Raw genomic sequence first — 23,832 nt, forward strand, 5'->3', positions numbered from 1 at the left:
GGCGCGTCCGGAACTCGTTACCTGGATGTCAGACGGGGCTGGCATGCTCGTACGCATGAACGACGACGCCTTCTGGGCTCTCATCGACGAGTTGAGCCGCCGGCCCGGTGACCGGGACGAACGCCTCGAGTGGCTGCGGACGGAGCTGATGCGGCGTCCGGCGGCCGAGAGCGTGGAGTTCCAGGTGCGTCTGGAGAGGGCGACCGAGAGCGCCGACACGCGCGCGCTGTGGACGGCGGCGAACCGCATCGAGGGCGGCGACTGCACGGACGACGGCTTCCACTACTTCACGCTCTGGCTGGTCGGCCAGGGACGGAAGGTGTACGAGTCGGTCCTCGCCGACCCGGACGCGCTGGCCGACGTCCCCGGGGTGCGCGCGCTCGTGGGCCGGCACCACGACGACTGGGACGACGACGAGTGGCCCGAGTGGGAGGAGCTCGACTACGTCGCCCAGGACGCGTGGGACGAGCTGACGGGCCAGGAGGGCGACGACGGCGAGGAGTTCCTCGACGCCGTCGAGGAGGCGGAGGACGCCGCGGAGGCGGCGGGGGAGTGGGAAGAGGACGCGAGGCCCCGGGGCGCTCGTCCGGAGGGGTCGGCGATACCCCGGCTCACCGCCCTCTTCCCGCCCGGAGCCTCCGGCTCCTAGGAAGGGTTCCGGGAATCCTCCCGGAACCCTCTCGGGAAGCCCCTCCCAGGAGGATTCCTAGGAGGCGGAGGAGTTGCGGCGGCGGCCCAGGAGCAGGCTGCCCGCCGCGAAGACGGCGAGGGCGCCCGCGCCCGTGAGGGCCGCCGGGAGCGGCGAGGAGGAGGCCTCGGCGGTCTCGGCGGAGAGGGCGGGGGGCTGCTCGTCGCCGCCGTGGCCCGCGTGGCTCACGGTGGAGAGCGAGGCGCCCGCCGCGATCTTCGCCTCCGTCGGGGCCTGGGCCTTCGCGGTCGTGGCCGCACCGCCGAAGGTGACGTCCGAGCAGCTGTAGAAGGCCTCGGGGCTGTCGCTGCGCTGCCACACCTTGTAGACGATGTGGCGGCCGGTGCGGGCCGGCAGGTTGCCCGTGAAGTTGTAGTAGCCGTCGGTCGAGGTGCGGGTGGTCTCGTAGACGGCGACGGGGGTCGGGTCCAGGTCCGACCACTTCAGGGGCCGGGTCGGGTCGAAGCCCGCCTTGGTGATGTAGAGGGTCATCGTGCCCGAGTGCGGGGCCGTGACCCGGACCTTGAAGCCGAAGGGGCCGGCGGCGACGGCCGTCGACGGCCAGTCGGTGCGCGCCCAGTCCAGGGCCCGGTACTTCTCGCGGTTGGCCGAGCAGAGCTTGCCGTCCGGGATCAGTGCCTGGTGCTGCCCGGCGGCGTTGGCGATGTTGACCTCGTTCCAGTCGTAGAGCGGCTGGGTGCCGGAGTCGGCGACGAGGTCCTTGCACACCTGCGACTTGGGCGTCTCGGGGCCCTCGGCGTAGCAGGCCGCCACCCGGCTGACGGGGTTGAAGACGGCTCCGTGGGCGCTCGCGGTGGCGGGGGCGAGGCCGACCAGGGCGGCCGCGGCGGACAGGGCGGCGACGCCGGCGGCGGTGCGGCGGTAGGAGGGCATGCGGGGGCTCTCTCTCGTGCGTGGGGGAGTACGGGACGAGCAACGCGCACTGGGCGCACGGAAGTTGGCTTCCGGGCGACCGGCGGAGGAAGCCTCGCATTGGTCCATACCAATGGGCAAGGGGGCGGACGGAAAAAGCGGCCCCCGGGGTGCCGCACACCCGGGAGGCCGCTGCCGCGGAGCGGAGGAGGGGTCAGCCGTTCGCGAGCGCCTGCACGCGCGAGTAGTCCCCGTTGAAGTGGTTGTGGTCGCCGACCGTCGGGCCGGAGGAGGTGTACTGCCAGATCGTGTAGTACGGCCAGCCGGCCGGGAGCTCGCCGACGTCGGTGGCGTACCGCGCGATCCACAGCGGGTTGGTGGTGGAGAAGGCCGCGGAGTTGCCGGTGCACTGCTTCCACCAGCTCGTGGCCGTGTAGATCACCGGGTCTCGGCCCGTCCGGTACTTGTACCGGCTCACGAAGTCCTGGATCCACGCGACCATCCCGGACGCGGTCTTGCCGTAGCAGGTCGCGCCGTACGGGTTCCACTCGATGTCGAGCACGCCCGGCAGGGTCCTCCCGTCCGCCGACCAGCCGCCGCCGTTGTTGACGAAGTAGTCGGCCTGGGCGGCTCCGGTCGTCGTGTCCGGGGTGGCGAAGTGGTACGTGCCGCGGATCATGCCGACGTTGTAGGAGCCGTTGTACTGCTGGGTGAAGTAGGTGTTCTTGTAGTACGTGCCTTCCGTCGCCTTGACGTAGGCCCACTTGACCCCGCTGTTCCACAGCGTGGACCAGGCCACGTTGCCGTTGTGGCTGGAGACGTCCACGCCTTCCGTCGCCGCGGTCAGGGTCGGGGCGCCGCCGGTGACGGGGCCCCGGCCGTCGTGCGCGATCACGCCCATGCCCATGTAGGCGGAGCCGCGCGCGGGGGTCGCCTTCTTCGCGCCGGGGTCCTGGGCGGCGGTGGCGGTGCCGGAGAGGCCGAGGGGGAGGAGGAGGGTGAGGGCCGCGAGGGCGGCGCCGGCGAGGGTGGTTCCGGATCTGTGCACACGCATTGCGTGCCTCCGAAAGGCTCGGTGGGGGAGCGGTGGCGGCAGGCGTCACGACAAATCCTGGAATGGACATGTCATTCAGGGCTGCCGGGAAAGACGCTACGCACGTAGACCCGCCCGGCGGAAGGGGGCCTGGTTGCCGCCGTTGGTCTACGCCTGCGAAATACTGAAGGAGCTGCGGCGATGGACGCCCCGGCAAGAAACTTTCAGCGACCGGAAAGCGCGCGGGAGGTGCTGACGTGCACGGAAGCAGTACGGGAGACGAAGGCCGGGCCACCACCGGAGGTGGTGTGGACCAGGAATTCCTCGCCCTCGAACGGGAGCTGGCGGTCTTCCTGCGCCGCGCCCGCGCCCAGTCCGGCGAGATGGCCCGCGAGGTCCATCCCGAACTGGAGCCCGCCGCCTACGGCCTCTTCGTGCGCCTCGACGAGGCCGGACCCCAGCGGGCCACCGAGCTCGCCGGGTACTTCGGCGTCGGCAAGGCCACCATGAGCCGCCAGCTCCGCGCCCTGGAGGACCTCGGGCTCGTCGCCCGCGACCCCGACCCCGCCGACGGCCGCGCCTCGCTCGTCCGCCTCACCGAGGAGGGCCGCAGCCGCTTCCGCAGCGTCCGCGACGCCCGGCGCGAACGCTACGTCCGCAAACTCGCCGACTGGGACCGTGCCGAGGTCGCCGAACTCGCCCGCCTCCTGCACCACTTCAACGTCCGCTCGGAGGGCTGAGCGGCAGACCCGGATCAGAGGTCCCGCAGCTCCGCGTACACCGCCGTCGCGTCGTCGTGGAGCTTCCAGCGGCGCACCCCGCCCGCCCGCGAGTCGGCCGTCTCCAGGACCCGCACCCGGCGGAGCAGGCCGGCCGGACCCTCCTCGCGCAGCACGCCGAAGCAGTCCGCCCAGTCGCCCTCGCCGAACAGCTCCACCCAGCGGCTCGCCCCGTCGGTGAGCGCCGCCAGGGCCCGCACCTCCGCGCGCGGGGTCGTCCCGGTCACCGCCCGCTCCGCGACCGCCGGGTCCGCCGCCGCCGTGAAGAAGCCGCCCTCCCGGTTCCGCAGCCGGTCCGTCGCCTCCAGGGAGCGCAGCACCTCGTCCGGCACCCGGTCGAGCCGGTCGTCGAGCACGGCCCGTACCGCCCCGTCCGGGGACTGCAGGAGGAGTACGGAGTCGGAGAGGACGAGATGCTCGACCGACGCCTCGTCCCAGCGGGCAAGGACCACGGTCGCCTGGGGCGTTCGCACGTGAGAAAGGTCACAGGTGTCGCGGTGGGCGTCCGCGGTGCGCCGGATTGCCCGCGACAGGATCTCGGACAGGGGCATGTCCCGGCGGGAACCGGACAGTTCGGTCAAAGCCCCGCCCAGCCGCGCGGTGAACCACGGGACCGTGTGCACACAACCGTCATCGCCGGCGGGAGGCGTGACGCCGTCGAGCAGGACGACCGTCCCCCCGCTCCCCGAGGCGGGCAGAGCTGCGGCCACCCAGTCCTCGTTGGGGCGTTCGGGACTGCCGGGAAGGGAGGCGACTCCACTGTGCATGGCATCCAGTGTGCCCACCCCCGCGCAATTCCCCGAGAAATCCTTCACCGGACCTGCAAATGACCGGAAATGGCCTGTACCAACCCGGAAGAAGCGGCGCGAGAGACGGAACGGCCACCTCCGGGGAGCTGCGGGCGCGCATCCTGCCAAAGCCTGCCCGGAAGATCCAACCGGCGCCCCGCACGGGCCCCCGGCAAACGCCGCCGGAAGTTGTTAGCCAACTACTGAGTGTTGTTCACTCGTTCGGGTGGCGGAGCGGCCGATGCCCGTCCCCTTGCCGGAAGCGCTGGAATGGTCGGAAGCCGTACCAGGGGTGGGGGGCGCTCCATGCGACCGGTCGTCACCTCTGCTTCATCGGCGGACGAATCAAGAATGCGAGCACCGGTGCAGAAGAAGCGGCCTCGGAGCAAGAACGGCACGCAGAGCCAGACCCCCGGTGAGCCGCAGGCCCCCGCCGGCCGGTCCAAGCGCGTCCGCAACCGGCTGGTCGCCGGCGTCGCCCTCGTCGGCGTCACCGTCCTCGCCGCCGGAGCCCCCGCGATCCTCGCCGCCTCCGCCGAGCTCACCGAGTCCCAGCGCCTGGTCACCCTCGCCGAACTCGACCGGCAGGCCGTCACCCTCGCGCACTCCCTCGCCGACGAGCGCGACGAGGTCGTCGCGTACATCGCCGCGGGACGCGACGGCCAGAGCGGCGACGCCAAGCACAAGCGGCAGATCACCGACGCGCGTTCCACCCGGGTCGACCGCCAGATCGACGAGATCCGGCCCGCCGCCCCCGCCGAACTCCGCCGCGAACTCGCCGGCGTCCCCTCCGTCCGCCGCACCGCCCTCACCGGCAAGGGCACGGCCCTGGAGGCCCACAAGGCGTACTCGGACGTCATCGCCAAGCTCCAGGCCCTCGCCGACGAACTCGCCGACAAGACCCCGGCCCGCGCCTCCGACGCCGCCCTGACCGAGGCCACCCGCGCCCCCGCCGCCCTCGGCCGCGCCGTCGAACAGGCCTCCGTCACCCGCGGCCTGCTCGTCGCCGCGCTCTCCGTCCCGCAGCCCGAGCCCACCGGGGGCGTCCACTACGACCCCCAGACCAACACCTACGTCGCCGACGAGCCCGAGGGCGCCGCCGAGGCCGACCGGGCCCGCGACGGCCTCACCGCCGCCGCCCAGCAGGCCCGCGTCCGCGAACTCGCCGCCCTCGGCGACTTCGACCAGGCCGCCGGCGCCACCGCCCGCGACTCCCTCGCGGCCACCGTCACCGGCCCCGACGTCAAGAGCGCCGAACTCGCGCTCGCCTCCCTCACCGACCAGCCCAAGCTGACCGAGGCCGAGCGCGGCACGGACCCGACCGCCCTGGAGGCCGCCCTCTCCGCCCGCATCGAGCAGATGCGCGGCGTCGAGTCCGCCCTCGCCACCGAGCGGGTCGACCGCCTCTCCGCGCTCCGCGACGACGACGTCGAGGCCCTCGAACTGCGCATCGCCTTCCTCGGCGGCTGCCTCCTCGTCGCGATCGGCATCTCCACCTACGTCGCCCGCACCCTGACCCGGCCGCTCGCCGTGCTCCGCCTCGGCGCCGCCCGGCTCGCCGCCGCCCCCGAACCGCACGCCGAGGAAGCGATCCGCTTCACCGGCCGCAACGACGAGTTCGCCCAGGTCGTCCGCTCGCTCAACGCCCTCCAGGGCAAGCTCGCCGGCCTCGCCGCGCAGACCGAGCGGCTCACCGACGAGCGCGCCGACCTGACCGCCGCGAAGGAGGCCGTCGGCGCCGAACTCGCCGCCCAGCGCGCCGACCTCCAGGGCCGGGTCGCCCTCCTCACCGCCGAGCTCGAACGGCTCAGGAACAGCGTCCACCACACCTTCGTCAACCTCTCGCTGCGCAGCCTCGGGCTCGTCGAGCGGCAGCTCGGCGTCATCGAGAAGCTGGAGGAGCGCGAGCAGGACCCGGACCGCCTCGCGACCCTCTTCAAGCTCGACCACATGGCGACCGTCATGCGCCGCCACAGCGAGAACCTCCTCGTCCTCGCCGGCCACGAGCATGTCCACGGCCACGCCGGGCCCGTCCCGCTCGTCGACGTGCTGCGCGCCGCCGTCAGCGAGATCGAGCGGTACGAGCGGGTCACCATCCAGTCCCTGCCGCCGCACGCCCAGGTCGCCGGCTTCGCCGCGGACGACCTGAGCCACCTGGTCGCGGAACTCCTGGAGAACGCCACCTCCTTCTCGCCGCCCGACGCCGAGGTCCAGCTCTCCGGCTGGCTCCTGGAGAGCGGCGAGGTGATGCTCTCCGTGCAGGACGCGGGCATCGGCATGACCGCCGGCCGGTTCGCCGAGCTCAACGCCCGCCTCGCCGAGGCCGACCCGGAGGCCTTCGAGGGCGAGGGGCTCGGCATGCGGGTCATCGCCCTCCTCGCCGCCCGCCACGGGGTGCGCGTCGAGCTGCGCGAGCAGAAGCCGGGCGGCACGGCGGCCGTCGTGGTCCTGCCGCTGCCCCTGCTGCCCACCGCCCCGCCGACGGCCGTGACGGAGCCGGTACGGGTCGCGGGCGCCGCGCCCGCCATCCAGCTGCCCGGCTCGGCCGCGGAGGCCAACTCCAACACCCTGCCGTCCCGGACCCGCGACCCGCTCGTGGAGGCGGCGGAGGCCGCGTTCCTGGCGGCGGAGACGGGCCCGGCGCAGACGCAGGAGCCGGAGCACGCCCCCGAGCCGGAGCCGTCTCAGGAGTACGCCCCCGAGCCGGAACCGGCCCAGGAGTACGCCCCGGAGCCCGAGCCCGCGCCCGAGCCGGCAGAGGCGTACGAGCCGGAAGCGTCGTACGAAGCGGCGCCCGACACGGCGTACGAGCCGGAACCGACCTACGAGCCCGAGCCCGAAGCGGCCCCGTACGCATCCGTCTCCGAGACCACGCTCCAGGTCCGGCTGCCCGACCCGCCGCCGGAGCCGGACACCCACGAGCGCGCCGCCGACGCGGAGGGGACGGCACACGCCGAGACGTCCACCGCCGAAGTCCCCGGACCGCGCCCCGCGCAGTGGGAGCGGGTCACCGACAAGGGCCTGCCCAAGCGCACCCCGCAGGTGGTCAAGCAGGCGGGCGCCCCCACCACGCCCCGTCGGGGCGGAGTGGACGCGGAGGCCCTGCGCCGCCGTCTCGGCGGCTTCCACCAGGGCGCCAAGGCCGGGCGCCGGGACGTGGAGGCGGAGTTGGACACGGCGCGCATAGACGCCGCGAGGACTGCACGTACAGAGGAGATGACGGGGGACACAGTCGAGGAGGCACGCAGTTGACTGCGACGGGAACGTTCGGACTGAGTACGGAAGCCCGCAACCTGCAATGGCTGCTGGGGAACCTGGTGGAGGAGGTCCCGGGCGTCCGCTCGGTGGCCGTGGTCTCCTCCGACGGCCTGATGCTGCTCTCGTCGGACCCTGCCACCCAGCAGGCCACGACGGCCGCCGCCGACGCCGGCCGTCCCGGCGGGCCGCGCGGCTCCAGCGCCGACCTGGCCACCATCGTCTCCGGCATCGGCAGCCTCACCATCGGCGCCGCCCGGCTGATGGACGGCGGCGGGGTCAAGCAGACGATGGTGGCCATGGACGAGGGCAGCGTCTTCGTCATGTCGATCAGCGACGGTTCGCTGCTCGGCGTGCACGCCACGCCCGACTGCGACATGAGCGTCGTGGCGTACCACATGGCGCTCTTCGTGGGCCGCGCCGGTCACGTACTCACCCCCGAAGTCCGCAGCGAACTGCGCAAATCGATGGAGAGCACCCAGTGACGGCCATGTCCTCGGCTCATCACGCCTTCAAGCTGCCGGTACGCGGAGAGGGACGCCGCCCCGCGCGCGTGCGCCCGTACTCGCTGACCGGTGGCCGTACCCGCTTCGGTCACATCCTGCTCGTCGAGACCTTCGTGGCCGCGCTCGAAGCGCCCGCCGCCCGCAAGGTCCTGACGGACGGCGGACCGGCCGCCCGCGGGCTGATGCCGGAGATGCGGGCCATCGTCGAGATCTGCCGCCGGATGCGGACGGTCGCGGAGATCTCGGCGCTTCTCAAGATGCCGTTGGGGGTCGTCCGGGTGCTGCTCAGCGACCTGGCCGACCAGGGAAAGATCCGTGTGTACGGGACCGGTCACGGCACCGGCCAGCCCGACCGCGCGCTCCTCGAAAGGGTGCTGAGTGGACTCCGTCGTCTCTGACGCCACCGCCGTCTCCGAAACGCCGGTGGTCGCCGGCATCCCCGCCCAGCCGGGGGCCGAATCGCGCGAACCGGATACCGAAGAGGGCGCGCAGGACTGGCAGCTCGACCACTCCCGTGCCCCGATCGCGACGAAGATCGTCGTCGCGGGCGGCTTCGGCGTCGGCAAGACCACCTTCGTCCGCGCCGTCTCGGAGATCACCCCGCTCCAGACCGAGGCGCTGATGACCCGGGCGAGCGAGGACACCGACGACCTCACCGCCACGCCGGACAAGCTCACCACCACGGTGGCGATGGACTTCGGCCGGATCACCCTCGACAACGACCTGGTGCTGTACGTCTTCGGCACGCCGGGACAGCAGCGCTTCTGGTTCATGTGGGACGACCTGGTGCGCGGCGCGATCGGGGCGATCGTGCTCGCCGACACCCGCCGGCTCACCGACTGCTTCCCGGCACTCGACTACTTCGAGAGCTGCGGGCTGCCGTACATCGTGGCCGTCAACCACTTCGAGGGCACGGAGCTGTTCGAGGAGGGCGACATAAGGGAGGCCCTGACCGTGCCCGCGCACGTGCCCGTGGTGATCATGGACGCGCGCAAGCGGTACAGCGTCGTCGAGACCCTGCTCGCGATGGTCGCGCACGCGCTCGAAGCCACGCCCGAATAGCCCGCCGCCCCCCGAACAGTTCGTCCCGTCACGCCAGGAGCCCCGCCCATGCGGAAGATACTCATAGTCGGCGCCGGCCAGTCCGGCCTGCAGCTCGCCCTCGGACTCCAGTCGCAGGGGTACGAGGTCACCCTCATGTCGAACCGGACGGCGGACGAGATCCGCACCGGCCGGGTCATGTCCACCCAGTGCATGTTCGACACCGCCCTCCAGCACGAGCGGGACCTCGGGCTCAACTTCTGGGAGTCCCAGGCTCCGAAGATCGAGGGCCTCGGCGTCTCCGTCGCCGGCCCCGACTCCGCCCGCCTGATCGACTGGGTGGGGAAGCTCGACGGCTACGCCCAGTCCGTCGACCAGCGCGTGAAGATGGCCGGCTGGATGGACACCTTCGCCCAGCGCGGTGGCCAGCTGGTCATCCACGGCGCGGCCGTCGGCGACCTGGACTACTTCTCCCGCAGCTACGACCTGGTGCTCGTCGCGGCCGGAAAGGGCGAGCTGGTCTCCATGTTCGGCCGGGACGCCGCCCGTTCCCCGTACAGCGAGCCGCAGCGCGCCCTGGCCGTCGCGTACGTCCACGGCCTCGGCCCGCGCCCCGAGCACCCCGAGTTCGACGCGGTCCGCTGCAACATCGTGCCCGGCGTCGGCGAGCTCTTCGTCATGCCGACCCTCACCACCGGCGGCCGCGCCGACATCCTCTTCTGGGAGGGCGTCCCCGGCGGTCCCGTCGACGCCTTCCAGGGCGTCAAGGACCCCTCCGAGCACCTGGCGCTGACGCTGGAGCTCATGGAGAAGTTCCTGCCCTGGGAGTACGCGCGCGCCACCAAGGTCGAGCTGACCGACGCGGGCGGCACCCTCGCCGGCCGGTACGCGCCGACCGTCCGCAACCCCATCGGCCGGCTCCCCGGCGGCGGCCTGGTCCTCGGCGTCGCCGACGTCGTCGTCGCCAACGACCCGATCACCGGCCAGGGTTCCAACTCGGCGTCCAAGTGCGCCGCCGCGTACCTCGCCGCCATCGTCGAGCAGGGCGACAAGCCCTTCGACGAGGAGTGGATGCAGGGCGCCTTCGACCGCTACTGGAAGACGGCCCAGCACGTCACCAAGTGGACGAACGCGATGCTGGCGCCCCCGCCGGAGCACGTCCTGAACCTGCTCGGCGCGGCCGGCCGGCTCCAGCCCGTCGCCGACCGCTTCGCCAACGGCTTCGACGACCCGGCCGACTTCGAGAACTTCTTCTTCGACCCGGAGAGGACGTCGGCCTACCTGGCCGAGGTCACGGGCGGCTGACCAGGCCGAATCCGGTCGATGTGGCATGCCCCCGTGCTCGATCATGGGGGCATGCCCCTGTCACAGACCCTCGCCCGCGTGGACGCGGACCTGGCCGCCGGCCGTGTTCGGACACGTCCGGGTGCTCGGGGTCGTCTCCCTCTTCAGTGACTGACGGCCCTCCTCCGCGCGTCGGACGGCGAGCGGGGTCAGGAGGCCCGTCAGGGCGAAGAGGGCGCCCACGGCGAACCAGCCGGGGCGGCCCCAGCCGATGCAGAGCGCGATGAGGAGGCCGGGGCCCAGGGCCTCGGAGAGACCCGCGCCCAGGCCGAAGACGCCCAGGTACTGGCCGGTGGCGTGGGGCGGCGCGAGCGCGTACGACACCTCGAAGCCGCCCGCCGCGTGCCACAGTTCGCCGACCGTGTGGACGACCACGGCGGTCAGGAGCAGCACGACCGCCACCACGACGGGCGTCCCGGCGGAGAGCGACACGAGGGCGCAGGAGACGAGGAAGGCCGCCCCGGCGCGCCGGTAGGCGCGGCCGCCGGCCCGGGGCGAGTCGACGCCGCGGCTCGCCCGCACCTGGAGGCCGACGACCAGGACGGTGTTGGCGAGCATGGTGCCGGAGACGAGCCAGTGCGGGGCGGTGGTGGATCCCACGAGCCAGAGCGGGATCGCGACGGTGAGCACCTTGAACTGGATCGCCATCACGCCGTCGAGCGCGGTGAGCGCCAGGTACGGCCGGTCCCGCAGCGCGATCCACCGGGGGCCGCGGGCGGCGGGCGCGGGGGCGGTGGGCGGCAGCAGGAACAGGACGGCGGCCGAGGCCGCGAACGCGCACGCGTTCCCGGCGACGAGGACCTGGTACGCGCCGAGGGTGCCGACCTGGACGGCCCACCCCGCGAGGAGCGCGCCGAGGGAGATGCCGACGTTGGTCACGGCCCGCAGATAGGCGCGGAACTCCTGCGGCCTGTCCCCTCCGTGGTGCCGGATGAGCGGCGCCCGGGCGGCGAGACCGGCCGCCTTGGCGCCGGTGGCCGTGGAGACGGCGAGGACGAACGGCCAGAAGCTGTCGGCGAACACGAAGGCCGCCGTGGCGAGCGCCTGCACGGCCAGGGTGGTCACGTAGACCCCGCGCGCCCCGCGCCGGTCCGCGAGGTGGCCGACGGCGATGCCCACGGCGAGCGAGAGGAGCCCGGCGATGCCGAGGCCGAGTCCCACGGTGGCGGCCGGGAGGCGCACGGCCTGGGTGAAGTACAGGACGCCGGCGGTCAGGAAGAGCCCGCTGCCGACGGCGTTGACGAAGTTCGAGGCGGCGAGCGCGCGCCGGGGGCGGGTGTCCGGTAAGAGTCTGGGCATGACGGGGCTGGGCATGACGGGCTCCGTGTCCGGGATCGGCGGTCGGCCATCGGTAAGGACCCCTCAAGCTTGTGGGATATTACGCGGGAGGGCAAGGGGTAGACGGGGAGCGGGAGTTCAGCTCTTGTCGTAGCCCTCGTCCGAGCCGTCCTTCGCCCCCGCCGGCAGCACGGGCGGGGTGTACGCCTTCAGGGCCGTCCCTCCCGGATCGGGCCGTACGGCACCGAGCAGCGGGTTCGCCGCGAGCGGCGAGACCTTCACCTTCCCGCCGGGGCGCGGGGCCTGCACCACCAGGCCGTCCCCGAGGTAGAGGGCCACGTGGGTCGCGCCCGGGAAGTAGACCACCAGGTCGCCGGGGCGGAGCTCGGCGAGCGACACCCGGGGCAGGGTCGCCCACTGCTCCTGGCTGGTCCTCGGCAGCTCCCGGCCGGCCGCCGCCCACGCCTGCTGCGTGAGCCCCGAGCAGTCGTAGGCCTCCGGGCCCTCCGCCCCCCACTCGTACGGCTTGCCGATCTGGTCCACCGCGAAGCGCAGGGCCTCCGCGCCCGCCCGGGAGGGGGTGCGCGTGCCGGCCAGGGTGCCGGAGTCGAGCAGCTCGCGCTGCGCGCCGGCGGTCTGGACGTGCTCGAGCGCGGTCAGCCGGGACAACTGGTCCGGCGACAGCGCGGCGAGCAGCTTCTCGACCTCGGCCAGCTTGGCCCGCACCTCGTCGCGCCGCTTGCGCTGCGCGGCGGCGAGCCCCTGCTGCCGGTCCAGGGCCTTGCGGGAGGCGCTCGCGAGACCGCCGGCCTGCCGCTCGGCCTTCGCGAGCCGGGAGACGGCGTCGGCCCGTTCGCGGGCCGCGCGTTCCATCAGGTGCCCCTCGTCCAGGGCCGACTGGGGGTCCGGCGCGAAGAGCAGCCGCAGGTACGAGGGGAACGGGGAGAGCTCGGCCCTGCCCTGGTACTGGTCCCGGGCGATCCGGCCGGCCGCGGCACGGCCCTGCGCCAGGGCGGTCCGGGCGGCGGTGAGCCGGGCGGTGACCTTCTTGGTGTCGGCGGCCTGGAGCTTCAGCTTCTCCTCGGCGGCGTTGTACCGCTCGGTCGCCTCCTCGGCCTGCTGGTAGAGCGTCCGCAGCCGGGTGAGCAGCGCGCCGACGGAGTCCCCGCCGGGGGGCGGGAGCGCGGCGGCGTCGTCCTCGACGGGGGGAGCGGACGGAGCTTTCGGGAGGGCGGGGTCGGCCGGGCCGGCGGCCGCCGACGGGGTTGCCGGCGGGGCCGCCGGATCGCCCGGTCCGGTGGTCGGGTCCACCGGGTCCACCGGGTCCACCGGTTCCGCCGCCGGGTCCGCCCGGGCGATCGGGGCCTTCGCCGGAGGGTCCGCGGGCGGGTCCGGGGCGGCGCCCGCCGCCGGGACCACCCCCGCGAGCGCCGTCGCCGCGGCGAGGGCCCCCGTGCAGACCGTGCGCAGCAGCCTTCGCGACACGTCACCACCTCCAAGGGGATGATGACGGGTCAGTTCATCTGATTAATGCATGAATCGGGGCGAGCCTCACCATGTCACCCGTTCGGCTTCTGTGTCGGCTTCGACCACGGCCACTTCAGCTCGCGCCGCTCCCGCCCCTCGGGGGCGTACACGTACACCCAGCCGCGCTGGAGCCCGAGCCGCTTCGTGTAGCCCGAGGGCTCGCGCCGGTACGTGTGCAGGGTCGGCGGGTGCCCGTCGTGCGCCGGGACCGGGATCTCGTACCACTTCGGAGGGTGGCCGGTCGGACCGACGAGGATCGGCAGGGCCCGTCCGTCGAGGGGGCCGCCGCGGAAGGGGGTGTTCTCGCTTCTCACCCCCACAGTCTCTCCCGGCCCGCCGCCTCACAGCAGGTGCGCCGCCTCGCCCGCCACCGGGATCACCCGGCGGACCAGTGACGCCACCGGCCCCTCGGGGGTCTCCTGCGCGAGGAGCCGCTTCACGACCTCCGCCGTCTCCTCGTCGCTCGCCGCGGTCGCCGCGAGCAGGGCGACGAGATGGTCGACGAGCCAGTCCCGCAGCTCCCGCGCGGGCGGCTGCTTCCCCTCGTCGAGCCAGATGAGCGAGGCCGCCTCGACGGCGGCGATCCACGTCCGGACGAGCATGCCGAACCGGGGGCCCGGCCGCTCCACCCCGAGGTGGACGAGGATCTGCTCGGCGGCGGCCCGCCGCACCTCGTCCACGATCGCGGAGGTCCGGGAGGTCTCGGCGACGCTGCCGCCCCGCAGCAGGGCGCTGAACCCGGCGTCGTGCTTGTCGACGAAGGCCAGGTAGCGGTCGAGCACCCGGCCGAGCCGCTCGGTGGGCGGTCCGGCCGGCGGCTCGGTGAAGCAGCGGTTCAGGGCGTCGGCGTTGGAGCGCAGGGCGGCCTCGTACAACTGCTGCTTGCCGCCGGGGAAGTAGCGGTAGACGAGGGGCCGCGAGACGCCGGCCGCCTCGGCGACGTCGTCGAGCGAGACGTCCTCGGGCGCCCGGTGGGCGAAGAGCTCCAGGGCGACGCCGAGCAGCTGCCCGCGCCGCTCCTCGACGCTGAGCCTGCGGTACGCGGGGGTGGCGGCGCTCGTCATGGACCGCAGCGTAGCCGCGGAGCGGGGCCGTCGGGTGAACGGTCCCGGAGGACGTGACCCCGCCGGGTCGACTCCGGGGCGCCCCCTTCGGCGATGCCGCCAATCTCTCCCGTACGACTTGTTGACGATCCGTCTACCACCGTGTGAGCCTGCTGGAAACGGACGGAAGGAGTCGTCGGTGTCGACGCACGACCTGTACGTGAACGCCCCCGCCGCGCGCGGCTGGCAGGTGCCCGCCACCGGCGCCGCCCGCTTCTCCTGGGACTACGACGACGGCCGCGAGCGCCTCCTCGCCCTCTACCAGAAGGGCAAGGACAAGCAGTGGGACGGCGCCACCCGCATCGACTGGGGCATCGAGGTCGACCCGTACGACCCGCTCGGCACCCCCGACGAGGTCCTCACCCTCCACGGCACCCGCCACTGGGCGAAGATGACCGAGAAGGACAAGGGCGAGCTGCGCCGGCACTACGCCTCCTGGCAGTTCAGCCAGTTCCTCCACGGCGAGCAGGGCGCGATGATCTGCGCCGCCCGGATCGTCGAGTCCGTCCCCGACCTGGACGCCAAGTTCTACTCGGCCACCCAGACCATGGACGAGGCCCGGCACGCCGAGATCTACGGCCGCTTCCTCCACGAGAAGATCGGCATGCTCTACCCGATCAACGACAACCTCAAGGGCCTCCTCGACGACACCCTGCGCGACTCCCGCTGGGACATGCCCTACCTCGGCATGCAGGTCCTCATCGAAGGCCTCGCCCTCGCCGCCTTCGGCATGATCCGCGACACCACCGACAAGCCGCTGCCCAAGCAGATCCTCGCGTACGTCATGCAGGACGAGGCCCGGCACGTCGCCTTCGGCCGCATGGCGCTGCGCGACTACTACAAGCAGCTCTCCGACGCCGAACTCCGCGAGCGCGAGGAGTTCGTCATCGAAGGCTGCTATCTGATGCGCGACCGGCTGCGCGGGGTCGAGGTCCTGGAGAACTTCGGCATCCCGAAGAAGGAGGCCGAGGAGCTCAGCGAGCAGAGCGAGTTCCTGCACCTCTTCCGCAAGCTCCTCTTCAGCCGGATCGTCCCCTGCGTCAAGGACATCGGCCTCTGGGGCGAACGCCTCCAGAAGGCCTACCTCGACATGGGCGTCTTCGACCTCGGCGACTCCAACCTGGACCTGCTGATGACCCAGGACGAGGAGATCGCGGAGGCGCTGGACCGCGAGCGCTTCGCGGCGGAGGAGGCCGAGCGGGTCGCGGAGGTGGAGTCCGCGATCGCGGACGGCGCGCAGCGGTAGGGCGTCTACCCCCGCGCCTCCGCCTCCAGGCGCAGCGCCTCCTCCATCACCGCCCTGGCGATCGGCGCCGCGCTGCCGCCCCCGCTGATGTCCGTACGGGAGGCCTCCGCGTCCTCGACGACGACCGCCACCGCGACCGCGGGCTGGGCGGCGTCGTCGGCCTGGGCCCAGGCGATGAACCAGGCGTACGGGGTGCCCGTGTTGCCGAAGCCGTGCTGGGCGGTGCCCGTCTTGCCGCCGACCTGGGCCCCGGGGATCGCCGCGTTCGTCCCCGTGCCCTCCTCCACGGCCCGCACCATCAGTCGCTGGAGCTGCATCGCCGTCGCGGGGTTCATCGCCTGCCGGTAGCTGCGGCGGCCGGTGCGGTCCACGGTCGTGCCGCCGGAGGTGGTGGTGCGGTCGACGAGGTACGGGTGGGCGATCTCCCCGTTGTTGGCGACGGCCGCCGCCACCATCGCCATCTGGAGCGGGGTCGCCGTCGTGTCGAACTGACCGATCGACGAAAGGGCCAGCTGGTCCGGGCTCATCCGCCGGTCGAAGTTGGACTTCGCCACCCAGGACGGCACCCGGAGCCTCGTGTCGTTGAAGCCGAACCGTTCCGCCGCGTCGACCATCCCCGTGAGGCCCACCTTCACCCCGAGTGCGGCCATCACCGTGTTGCAGGACCACTGGATCGCGGCCGCGAGGGAGGCGCCGCCGCAGCCCCTCGCCTCGTTCGGCAGCACCTGCCGGGTGCCGGGCAGCACGTACGGGTCCGGGGTGTCCGTCGGCTCCTCCACGTCCCGCACCGCCCCCGCGTCCAGGGCCGCCGCGGCCGTCACGATCTTGAAGGTGGAGCCCGGCGGGTACGTCTGCCGCAGCGCCCGGTTCAGCATCGGCTGGTTCGGTGAGGCGTTGAGGCGCCGCCACGCGTCCTTGACCTCCTGTCCCGTCCCGGAGAGGACCCCCGGGTCGTACGAGGGCGAGCTGACGAGCGCCAGGATCCGGCCGCTGGACGGCTCGATCGCCACGACCGCGCCCCGCTTCCCGTCGAGCCCCCGGAAGGCCGCCTCCTGCATGGAGGCGCGGATGGTGGTCACCACGTCGCCGCCGGGCTGCCGGCCCCGGGTGAGGTCGTTCCAGAGGGGCAGCGGCGCCAGCATCGGGTCGGTGCCGGCGAGGACGTCGTCCTCGGCGTGCTCGACGAGCGTCGTGCCGTACGTCTGGGAGGCGTAGCCGGTCACCGGCGCGTACAACGGCCCCTGCCGGTAGGTCCGTTCCCAGCGCAGCTGCTGCCCGCTGTCCCGGGAGCCGGTCACCGGCTTCCCGTCGACGACGATCTCGCCGCGCGGCTTCGCGTACCGGTCGATCGCGATCCGCCGGTTGGCCGGGTTGTCGTCGAGGGACTCGGCCTCGAGGACCATCACGCGGGCGGCGTTGACGAGCAGCGCGACGAGAAGGATCAGACAGAGGGCGGCGGCCCTCCGGATGTACCGGATCACCGTGCGCCTCCCGCCCCGCCGTCGGACCCCGTCACCGCGTCCCCCCGACCTTCGCGAGCTCCCCGGTGTCCGCGCCGTCCGGCTGGGGCGCGCGGGCCGAGTCGCTGACCCGGATGAGGAGCGCGACGATCACCCAGTTGGTCACCACGGACGAACCTCCCTGCGCGAGGAACGGCATCGCCATGCCGGTCAGCGGGATGAGCCCCATCACCCCGCCCGCGATCACGAAGACCTGGAGGGCCACGATCGAGGCGAGGCCGATCGCGAGCAGCCGCCCGAAGGGGTCGCGCAGCGAGAGGCCGGCGCGGTAGCCGCGGGCGACGAGCAGCGCGTACAGCAGGAAGAGCGCGGTGAGGCCGACGAGTCCCAGCTCCTCGCCGGCCGTCGCCAGGATGAAGTCGGACTTGGTGGCGAAGCCGATGAGGACGGAATGGCCGAGACCGAGCCCGGTGCCGAGCATCCCGCCGGCGGCGAAGGCGAACAGCGACTGGGCGAGCTGCCCCGGCCCCTCGCCCGCGCGGATCGAGGCGAAGGGGTCGAGCCAGTCCTGCACCCGGCTGTGGACGTGGGGTTCGAGCGAGCCGACGAGGAAGGCGCCCGCGGAGGCCAGGACGAGACCGACCGCGATCCAGCCGGTCCGGCCGGTCGCCACGTACAGCATGATCACGAAGAGGCCGAAGAAGAGCAGCGAGGTGCCCAGGTCCCGTTCCAGGACGAGGACGCCGACGCTCAGCAGCCAGATCGCGACGATCGGCCCGAGGACCCGGCCCGTCGGGAACTGGAACTTCCAGATGCGGCGGCCGGTGTACGCGAGCGCGTTGCGGTTGGCGGCGAGGTACGCCGCGAAGAAGACCGCGAGCAGGATCTTGGCGAACTCGCCCGGCTGGAAGGAGAGACCGCCGATCCTGATCCAGATCTTGGCGCCGTTCACCGCCGGGAAGAAGATCGGCAGGATCATCAGGCCGAGGGCGGCGGCCACCGACACGTACGCGTACCCCTGGAGCGCCCGGTGGTCGCGCAGGAGCAGGACGACCACGATGAACAGGGCCACCCCGAGCGTCGACCAGACCAACTGCGTCGCCGCCGCCTGGTCCTTCGGCGTCTCCAGGTCGAGGCGGTAGATCAGCACCAGGCCGAGGCCGTTGAGCAGGACCGCGATCGGCAGCAGCAGGGGATCGGCGTACGGGGCGCGGAAGCGGACCGCGAGGTGGGCGACGAGCGCGAGCCCCCCGAGTCCGGCCCCGTAGCGGGCGGCGTCGGGCGGCACGGCGCCGCTGCGGGCGAGGCCGACCTCCGCGTACCCGAGGACGGAGATCAGGACCGCGCCGATCAGGAGCGACAGTTCCACGCCGCGCCGCTTCGGGACACGGATGCCGGGCGGGGGTGCGTCCGGGCGCCGTGGTGCGGTCATGGCCGCAACGTAGCAAGCGGTATGCCCTATGTCCCTTTTGTGTGACGGTGTGCCGTGAGTCCTCGGATTCGGAGGGGGATTCGGAGGGCCGTCACTCCTCCGCGTCGGAAGAGGCGAACCGCACGTACTCCGGCAGCCGCAGCCGGGCCTCGGCGCCCCCGTCCGGGGCGGCGGCGAAGACCAGTTCGGCGCCGATCACCTCCGCCTGCCCCACCGCGATCGTCAGCCCGAGGCCGTGCCCCTTGCCCCCGCTCTCGGTACGGAACCGCTGCGGCCCCGACTCCAGGAGGTACGCGGGATAGCCCGGCCCGTGGTCCCGCACGGACACCACGGGACCGTCCACCGTCACCACCACCGGCGGCGCCCCGTGCTTGTGCGCGTTGGCCACCAGATTGCCCAGGACCCGCTCCACGCGCCGCCGGTCCGTCTCCACCGTCGCGTCCCGGACGATCCGCACCTCCGTGGCCGTGCCCGAGGCGCGCACCACCCGCTCGGCGAGCGGCCCGAGCTCGTGCACCGCCAGGTCCACGGTCTCGGTGCGGGCGTCGAGCCGCGAGATCTCCAGGAGGTCCTCGGTGAGCCCGCGCATCGCCCGCACGCGATCGCGTACGAGCTCCGCGGGCCGCCCCTCCGGCAGCAGTTCGGCCGCGGCCGAGAGGCCCGTCAGCGGCGTCCGCAGCTCGTGCGCCACATCGGCGGTGAACCGCTGCTCGGTCTGCAGCTTGCGCTGGAGCGAGGAGGCCATCGTGTCGAGCGCCCCGGAGACCGTGGCCACCTCGTCCTGCGGGCGCGAGGGGTCCTTCGTACGGGGATCGTCCACGCGCGCGTCGAGGTCGCCGGCGCTGATCCGGCGGGCCACCTGCGCGGTGAGGTGCAGCCGGCGGGTGACCCGGGTGACGGCGAAGACGCCCACCAGCAGGGTCGCCCCGATGGCGAGCACGGAGGAGCCGAGGATCGAGCGGTCGAGCGCGTCGATGGTCTCGGCGCTCTGGGTGTAGTCGAGGCGTACGGCGAGGGCACGGCCGCCGGCGGGGCGGGCGGTCGGGCTGTCGGTCGAGCCGCTGGCCGGGCTGTCTGCCGGGCCGTTGGTCGAGCTGTCCGTCGGGCCATTGGCCGAGCCGCCTGCCAGGCCGCCTGCCAGGCCGCCTGCCAGGCCGTCTGTCGGGCCGTTGGTCGAGCCGTCCGTCGGGCCGGCCGCAGGACTGTTCGCCGGGCCCGCCGCCCACATCGTCGGTCGGCCCTTGTACTCCGCGACCATCGTGCCGCGCTCCCCGCGCGCGGCGAGCGCCCGCAGCGAGGCGGGGAGTCCGGGCGGATCCACACCGGCGAACCGGGGGAGCGGCTCGCCCGCCTCGTACAGCACGCTGACCTCGGTGAGCTGCGTCAGGGCCTTGTCGCGGGCGTCGCTCACGGTCTGCCCGGCCACCGAGACGTGGACGAGGACGCCGAGCAGCGCGGCGAGGGCGCAGCACATCACCGCGATGAAGACGGCGGCCTTCCAGGTGAGGGTCGCCGTCCAGGCGGGCAGCCGCGGCGCCCTCACGGGGTCGCCTCCGGGGGTGCGGTCCTCACGGTGTCGCCTCCGGGGGTACGGGCGCGGGCCCGTCGGTCGGTGTCGGCGTGGGGCTCACCAGGTGGGGCGCGGGCACCGTCGAGGGGCCGGTGCCGGGCGGCTTCACCCGGACGATCTCGTCGCGGGTGGGCAGCATGCTGCCCTGCTGCTCGTCCCAGGTCCAGGCGGTCCGGTACTCGTACCCGGGGATGCCGGCCGAACCGACCCGCAGGATCAGGTCCCGGCCCGCCAGCTCGACGCTGATGACCTGGTCGACGGTGGACATGATCCGGGTCAGGCCGCCGTTCTCGGCGAGGTAGACCCGCACGCCGACCTGCTGGTCGGGCATCCGGATCCCGACGATCAGCTCGTCCCGGCCGTTGCCGGTGAGGTCGTGGTAGTACGGCCGCAGGATCGGACAGGCGGCCGGCGCCGTGCCGCAGGCCTCGATCGCCCGGGCGGTCTGCTCGTACAGGCCGTCCGTGCCGGTGTGCGTGTCGGGGTGGGCGCGCACCTCGGCCTGGACGACCGCCACCGCGTCGACGGCGTGGACGTCGTTGTCGGGGGCCTCGATGCCGGGGACGCGCTGGGTGTCGGACTCGCCGTAGTCGATCGGCGGGTTCGTGGCGGGCGGCAGATCGGGCCAGAGCCGTACGGGTCCCACGGCGGTGGGCGTGGGTCCGGCACTCTTGAGCCCGCCCTCGCGGCCGTGGCAGCCGGTGAGCACGAGGGCGAGACCGAGGGCGCACAGGGCGACGCCGGCGGCGCTGCGCACTCCGCGCGGTCTCACAGGGCTCCTCGGTCGGTAGGGGGCGGGCTCCCTGTAGACCTTATGCGGAGTGAAGTCCTTTTTGTCTCATCATCGGGTTGTCACCCTCCAGCGGGGGATCTAGAACGCCCCCCGTTCCATCCGGGCCAGCGCCGCCCGGCACAGGGTCAGCAGCTTCTCGTCGAGGTGGATGTCATGGCTGCCGGAGCCGTCCTCGCGGGCGTTGTGACGGCGCCTGCGGGTCAGCTCCGTGAGGATGACCAGCTGTGCGCCCGAGGCCGCGGGACCCATCTCCGCCAGGCACTCCGCGATGTCCACGCGCGCGTGCCGGTTCTCCTCCCAGGCCGCGAGCAGCACCGGGAGCGACGCCGAGGCCTCGCCGGACACCCGCCACAGCGCGGCGGCGCTGCGGACCCGCACCCACAGGTCCCGCGAGACCAGACCGGGCCGGAGGGCCGGGGCCGCCCCGGCCGCCGCCGGGCCGATCTCACCGAGGGCCTGCGCGGCGGCGCACCAGTCCGAACCCGACGCGCCCGGCCGCAGCCACCGCTCCAGGGCCGGCAGCACGTCCCCCCGGTCGCCCTCGGCCGCCCACAGGGCCTTCGCCGCCGTCGTGGCGACGGCGGCCGACTCGGCGGCCAGGAGTCTTCGCATGTCCGGTACGGCCTCCCGGGCGGCGGGCCCGAAGGCCGCCAGGGTCCGCAGGGCGGCCTCCCGCACCCAGTCGCGCCGGTTCGCCGGCGCCCCGCGCAGCACCCGCAGCACCTCCGGCAGCGCCTGGCCGCCCCGTACGGCCGCCAGGGCGTACAGCAGCGGCGCCGCCCGGTCGTACAGCCACTCGTCGAGCTCGACCTCGGCGAGCCGGCGCCGGAGCAGCGGGGCGAGCATCGCCGCGGAGGGCCCGAGCCCGTCCATGGCGTACAGCAGCTCGCGCCGCACCTCGGGCTCCTCCAGGGCGCGGGCGAGCAGCGGGACGGCGCGGGTGTCCCCGGCGCGGGCGAGCGCGAGCAGCGCCCCGTCCCGCCCGGACCGCCCGACGAACGCGTGCCCGGGGTTCGGGGCTGCGGGGTCTGATCCGGAGGCGGGCCCCGACCCGACGCCCGGCCCCGACCCGGCTCCCGGCCCCACGGCGCCCGGTCCTGCGGTGATGCCCGGGGTCCCGGCACCCGGCCCCCCGGAGAGCCGGGACGCGAGCGCGTCGGCGGCGGGCGCGCCCAGCTCGAAGAGCCGCTCCAGGAAGGACGTGGCCGCCTCGCGGAGCCGGGGCTCGGGGTCCTGGAGCTGCGCGCCGACGAGCCGGACGACCTCCTCGTACCGCCCGCGCCAGACCCGTATCAAACCGCCGCACAACCAGATCGCGTCCGAACGCTGCCCCCAGTCCGGGCTGCGCAGCTGCGCGACGATCAGCGCGATCCGGTCGTCGACGCGGTCGTCGAGCGCGGCGTGCAGGGTCCGCAGCAGCTCCTCGGTCCACGGGGCGGGCCGGCCGGCGGCGTGCTCCTCCAGGAGCTCGCGGACCTGCCCGATGAGGGTCGGCGTCGCGGCCCGCTCCGCGCCGGGGGCGGCCGGCCGGTTCGCCGAGGTCCTGATCTCCTCCAGGAGCCCCGTCACCCACGGCACCACGTCGTCCGGGATGTCGGCGGGCGCGCAGCGCGCCCGCTGGGCGAGCGCCGCGAGCCGGAGCCCGGGGTCGTGGGCGGCGCGGGCGAGCCAGCCGAGCCAGTCGACGGTCTCGGTGCGCAGCGAGGCGTGCCGCAGGGCGATCCGCCCGACGGAGGCCACCAGGGCGAGCCGCACCTCGGTGTCCCGTTCGACGGTGAGCCGCTCCCGCAGCAGGCTCAGCACCCGGGCGGGCTCGGGGTGCAGCGAGGCGAGTGCGCACGGCGCGGCGAGCCGCACCTCGGGGTCGGGGTCCGAGACGAGCCCGAGGAAGACGTCGGCCCCGGCGGCGATGGCGGCGGCGGCCATCGCGTAGTTGGCGGCGGGGATGAACTCCTCGTCGTCGGAGCCGAGTTCGTCCAGTTCCTCGTCGTCGTCGTCGAGTTCGATCCCGCCGATGCTGGTGAGCAGCTCGACGATGCAGCCCCGGTCCTGGACGTCGGGGTCGGCGACGAGTTCGAGGAGGAAGGGGATGCAGGCGAGCGTCGAGTCGTAGACGTCGCCCTGGTGGTGCACGGCGCCGTACATGCCGTCGAGGGCGGTCTCGCGCTCCGCGGGGTCGGCGGAGGCGAGTCCGCGGAGCAGCTCCGGCACGTCGTCCGCGGGGCCGTACGCGTGCCCCAGCGAGGCCCAGTCGACCTCCTCGATCCCCGTCAGCATTGCCAGGCCGCCTTCCCCGTGAGCGCTGTGCCAGGCAGCAAGTGTGCACCACATGACGGACAACAAGGCCGAACCGGCGACACCTACCGCGCGCGGAGCGCCTGTTGCGGTCTCTTTCCGCCATGTACGGTGCGGAGCAAGGCAGTTGCGCTCGGTGTCGGAGCGGGCGACACGCCGACGGGGCCGAAGGCGGTCGTCCCGGGCCGCCCGGCGACCCGGCGCGGTTCGACGGGGGGCGGCGGATGTACCCGCCGCACGGCCCGCACTCCGCCCCCTCGGCTAGGCGGCCGGGGTGAGGCGGTCGGGGAGCCGTACAAGACGGACACCCCGACCCGTACCCGGTCGCCATGCGGACGGAGCAGGCCCGAGAGGCCCGGCCGCCCGCCCCGGCGGGAGCGGGACCGGAGGGCGACCTTCCCGCCGTCGAGGAAGAAGGCCGGGGCGCGGAACGCGACCGGCTCGAGGGGGTCCGGTTCGAGGGGGTACGGAAGCTCCCGGTACGGCCCCCGCCCGCCCGGCCGCGTAGAGCGGCGCCAGGAGCTCTCCGTACCGCTCCAGACGTGGCGCGATGTCGCCCATAAGGAGGAGGGGCTGTCCGGGATCACCCGCAAGCGCACACCCCGAAGCCCCAACTCCCCTAAAAGCGCACCAAATCTCCCAAACGCGACAAGCCCCTCGGTGATCCCTCCAGGAGGCTTGATGCTGCCCGAATCTGGGCAGAGAGGGTCGCGGTGCAGTCCGAACTCCCCGCATAGCGAACACAGTTATCTGTCCTTCGGACAACACATGGTCAAATCCTTGTTGCAGACCTGTCAAACGGGCGACTTCGCTGGCACGCT

The 23,832-nt window shown here is 73.5% G+C and carries 19 protein-coding genes and 1 pseudogene; 8 read left to right on the top strand and 12 right to left on the bottom strand.

Going from position 1 to position 23,832, the window contains the following annotated elements; all coding sequences use genetic code 11:
- The first annotated feature begins 55 nt into the window (after window positions 1–55).
- Window positions 56–649 carry a DUF4240 domain-containing protein gene (locus SVTN_RS25665; protein WP_041134248.1) on the top strand — a complete coding sequence of 198 codons (594 nt, stop codon included), beginning with the start codon at window positions 56–58 and terminating at the stop codon, window positions 647–649.
- A 57-nt stretch (window positions 650–706) separates the two neighbouring features.
- On the opposite strand, the gene SVTN_RS25670 is transcribed toward SVTN_RS25665, so the two are convergent.
- The gene (locus SVTN_RS25670) at window positions 707–1,582 is read right to left on the bottom strand and encodes a lytic polysaccharide monooxygenase auxiliary activity family 9 protein (RefSeq protein ID WP_041131221.1); all 876 of its coding nucleotides are present in this window, start codon (window positions 1,580–1,582) and stop codon (window positions 707–709) included.
- 193 nt (window positions 1,583–1,775) lie between these two features.
- Window positions 1,776–2,615: a lysozyme gene (locus SVTN_RS25675; protein WP_041131222.1), complete on the bottom strand. Its 840-nt coding sequence runs from the start codon at window positions 2,613–2,615 to the stop codon at window positions 1,776–1,778.
- 287 nt (window positions 2,616–2,902) lie between these two features.
- Between SVTN_RS25675 and SVTN_RS25680 the strand changes: the two genes are divergently transcribed.
- Complete coding sequence (locus SVTN_RS25680; protein ID WP_425429018.1) at window positions 2,903–3,334, top strand: MarR family winged helix-turn-helix transcriptional regulator; 432 nt, start codon at window positions 2,903–2,905, stop codon at window positions 3,332–3,334.
- 14 nt (window positions 3,335–3,348) lie between these two features.
- Here the strand turns inward: SVTN_RS25680 and SVTN_RS25685 are convergent, their stop codons facing one another.
- Window positions 3,349–4,140 carry a protein phosphatase 2C domain-containing protein gene (locus SVTN_RS25685; RefSeq protein ID WP_041134249.1) on the bottom strand — a complete coding sequence of 264 codons (792 nt, stop codon included), beginning with the start codon at window positions 4,138–4,140 and terminating at the stop codon, window positions 3,349–3,351.
- A 372-nt stretch (window positions 4,141–4,512) separates the two neighbouring features.
- Between SVTN_RS25685 and SVTN_RS25690 the strand changes: the two genes are divergently transcribed.
- The 5 genes from SVTN_RS25690 to SVTN_RS25710 are packed head-to-tail and all read left to right on the top strand — an operon-like array spanning window position 4,513 to window position 10,268.
- Window positions 4,513–7,413, top strand: a complete 2,901-nt coding sequence (locus SVTN_RS25690; RefSeq protein ID WP_245727631.1) for a sensor histidine kinase — start codon at window positions 4,513–4,515, stop codon at window positions 7,411–7,413.
- Complete coding sequence (locus tag SVTN_RS25695; protein WP_041131225.1) at window positions 7,410–7,901, top strand: roadblock/LC7 domain-containing protein; 492 nt, start codon at window positions 7,410–7,412, stop codon at window positions 7,899–7,901. The genes SVTN_RS25690 and SVTN_RS25695 overlap by 4 nt, the downstream gene beginning before the upstream one ends.
- A gap of 5 nt (window positions 7,902–7,906) precedes the next feature.
- Window positions 7,907–8,320: a DUF742 domain-containing protein gene (locus SVTN_RS25700; protein WP_041134250.1), complete on the top strand. Its 414-nt coding sequence runs from the start codon at window positions 7,907–7,909 to the stop codon at window positions 8,318–8,320.
- Window positions 8,301–8,984 carry a GTP-binding protein gene (locus SVTN_RS25705; protein WP_041131226.1) on the top strand — a complete coding sequence of 228 codons (684 nt, stop codon included), beginning with the start codon at window positions 8,301–8,303 and terminating at the stop codon, window positions 8,982–8,984. Before SVTN_RS25700 ends, SVTN_RS25705 begins: the two co-directional genes overlap by 20 nt.
- Before the next feature lie 48 nt (window positions 8,985–9,032).
- The gene (locus tag SVTN_RS25710; protein ID WP_041131227.1) at window positions 9,033–10,268 is read left to right on the top strand and encodes a styrene monooxygenase/indole monooxygenase family protein; all 1,236 of its coding nucleotides are present in this window, start codon (window positions 9,033–9,035) and stop codon (window positions 10,266–10,268) included.
- 426 nt (window positions 10,269–10,694) lie between these two features.
- Here the strand turns inward: SVTN_RS25710 and SVTN_RS25715 are convergent.
- From SVTN_RS25715 to SVTN_RS25730, 4 genes and pseudogenes are all read right to left on the bottom strand, one after another.
- Window positions 10,695–11,621, bottom strand: a pseudogene (locus SVTN_RS25715) (MFS transporter); the annotation flags it as partial.
- Between the two features lie 102 nt (window positions 11,622–11,723).
- Window positions 11,724–13,070 carry a C40 family peptidase gene (locus tag SVTN_RS25720; protein ID WP_041131228.1) on the bottom strand — a complete coding sequence of 449 codons (1,347 nt, stop codon included), beginning with the start codon at window positions 13,068–13,070 and terminating at the stop codon, window positions 11,724–11,726.
- A gap of 74 nt (window positions 13,071–13,144) precedes the next feature.
- Window positions 13,145–13,426, bottom strand: coding sequence for a hypothetical protein (locus SVTN_RS25725; protein ID WP_041131229.1), 282 nt, complete (start codon window positions 13,424–13,426; stop codon window positions 13,145–13,147).
- 27 nt (window positions 13,427–13,453) lie between these two features.
- Window positions 13,454–14,176 carry a TetR/AcrR family transcriptional regulator gene (locus SVTN_RS25730; RefSeq protein ID WP_041131230.1) on the bottom strand — a complete coding sequence of 241 codons (723 nt, stop codon included), beginning with the start codon at window positions 14,174–14,176 and terminating at the stop codon, window positions 13,454–13,456.
- Between the two features lie 178 nt (window positions 14,177–14,354).
- On the opposite strand from SVTN_RS25730, the gene SVTN_RS25735 reads away from it, so the two are divergent.
- Complete coding sequence (locus tag SVTN_RS25735) at window positions 14,355–15,461, top strand: ferritin-like domain-containing protein (protein ID WP_041131231.1); 1,107 nt, start codon at window positions 14,355–14,357, stop codon at window positions 15,459–15,461.
- 5 nt (window positions 15,462–15,466) lie between these two features.
- On the opposite strand, the gene SVTN_RS25740 is transcribed toward SVTN_RS25735, so the two are convergent.
- The 5 genes from SVTN_RS25740 to SVTN_RS25760 form a co-directional block, all read right to left on the bottom strand.
- On the bottom strand, window positions 15,467–16,942 hold the full coding sequence (locus tag SVTN_RS25740; protein WP_041131232.1) for a penicillin-binding transpeptidase domain-containing protein: 1,476 nt from the start codon (window positions 16,940–16,942) through the stop codon (window positions 15,467–15,469).
- 31 nt (window positions 16,943–16,973) lie between these two features.
- The gene (locus tag SVTN_RS25745) at window positions 16,974–18,353 is read right to left on the bottom strand and encodes an FtsW/RodA/SpoVE family cell cycle protein (protein ID WP_041131233.1); all 1,380 of its coding nucleotides are present in this window, start codon (window positions 18,351–18,353) and stop codon (window positions 16,974–16,976) included.
- Window positions 18,354–18,444: 91 nt separating this feature from the next.
- Window positions 18,445–19,896, bottom strand: coding sequence for a sensor histidine kinase (locus tag SVTN_RS41475; RefSeq protein ID WP_041131234.1), 1,452 nt, complete (start codon window positions 19,894–19,896; stop codon window positions 18,445–18,447).
- A gap of 25 nt (window positions 19,897–19,921) precedes the next feature.
- Window positions 19,922–20,695 carry an NADH-quinone oxidoreductase subunit E gene (locus tag SVTN_RS25755; protein WP_041131235.1) on the bottom strand — a complete coding sequence of 258 codons (774 nt, stop codon included), beginning with the start codon at window positions 20,693–20,695 and terminating at the stop codon, window positions 19,922–19,924.
- A gap of 99 nt (window positions 20,696–20,794) precedes the next feature.
- Window positions 20,795–22,993, bottom strand: coding sequence for a hypothetical protein (locus SVTN_RS25760; protein WP_041131236.1), 2,199 nt, complete (start codon window positions 22,991–22,993; stop codon window positions 20,795–20,797).
- Window positions 22,994–23,832: the final 839 nt, after the last annotated feature.

This window comes from Streptomyces vietnamensis, assembly GCF_000830005.1.
GTDB lineage: Bacteria > Actinomycetota > Actinomycetes > Streptomycetales > Streptomycetaceae > Streptomyces > Streptomyces vietnamensis.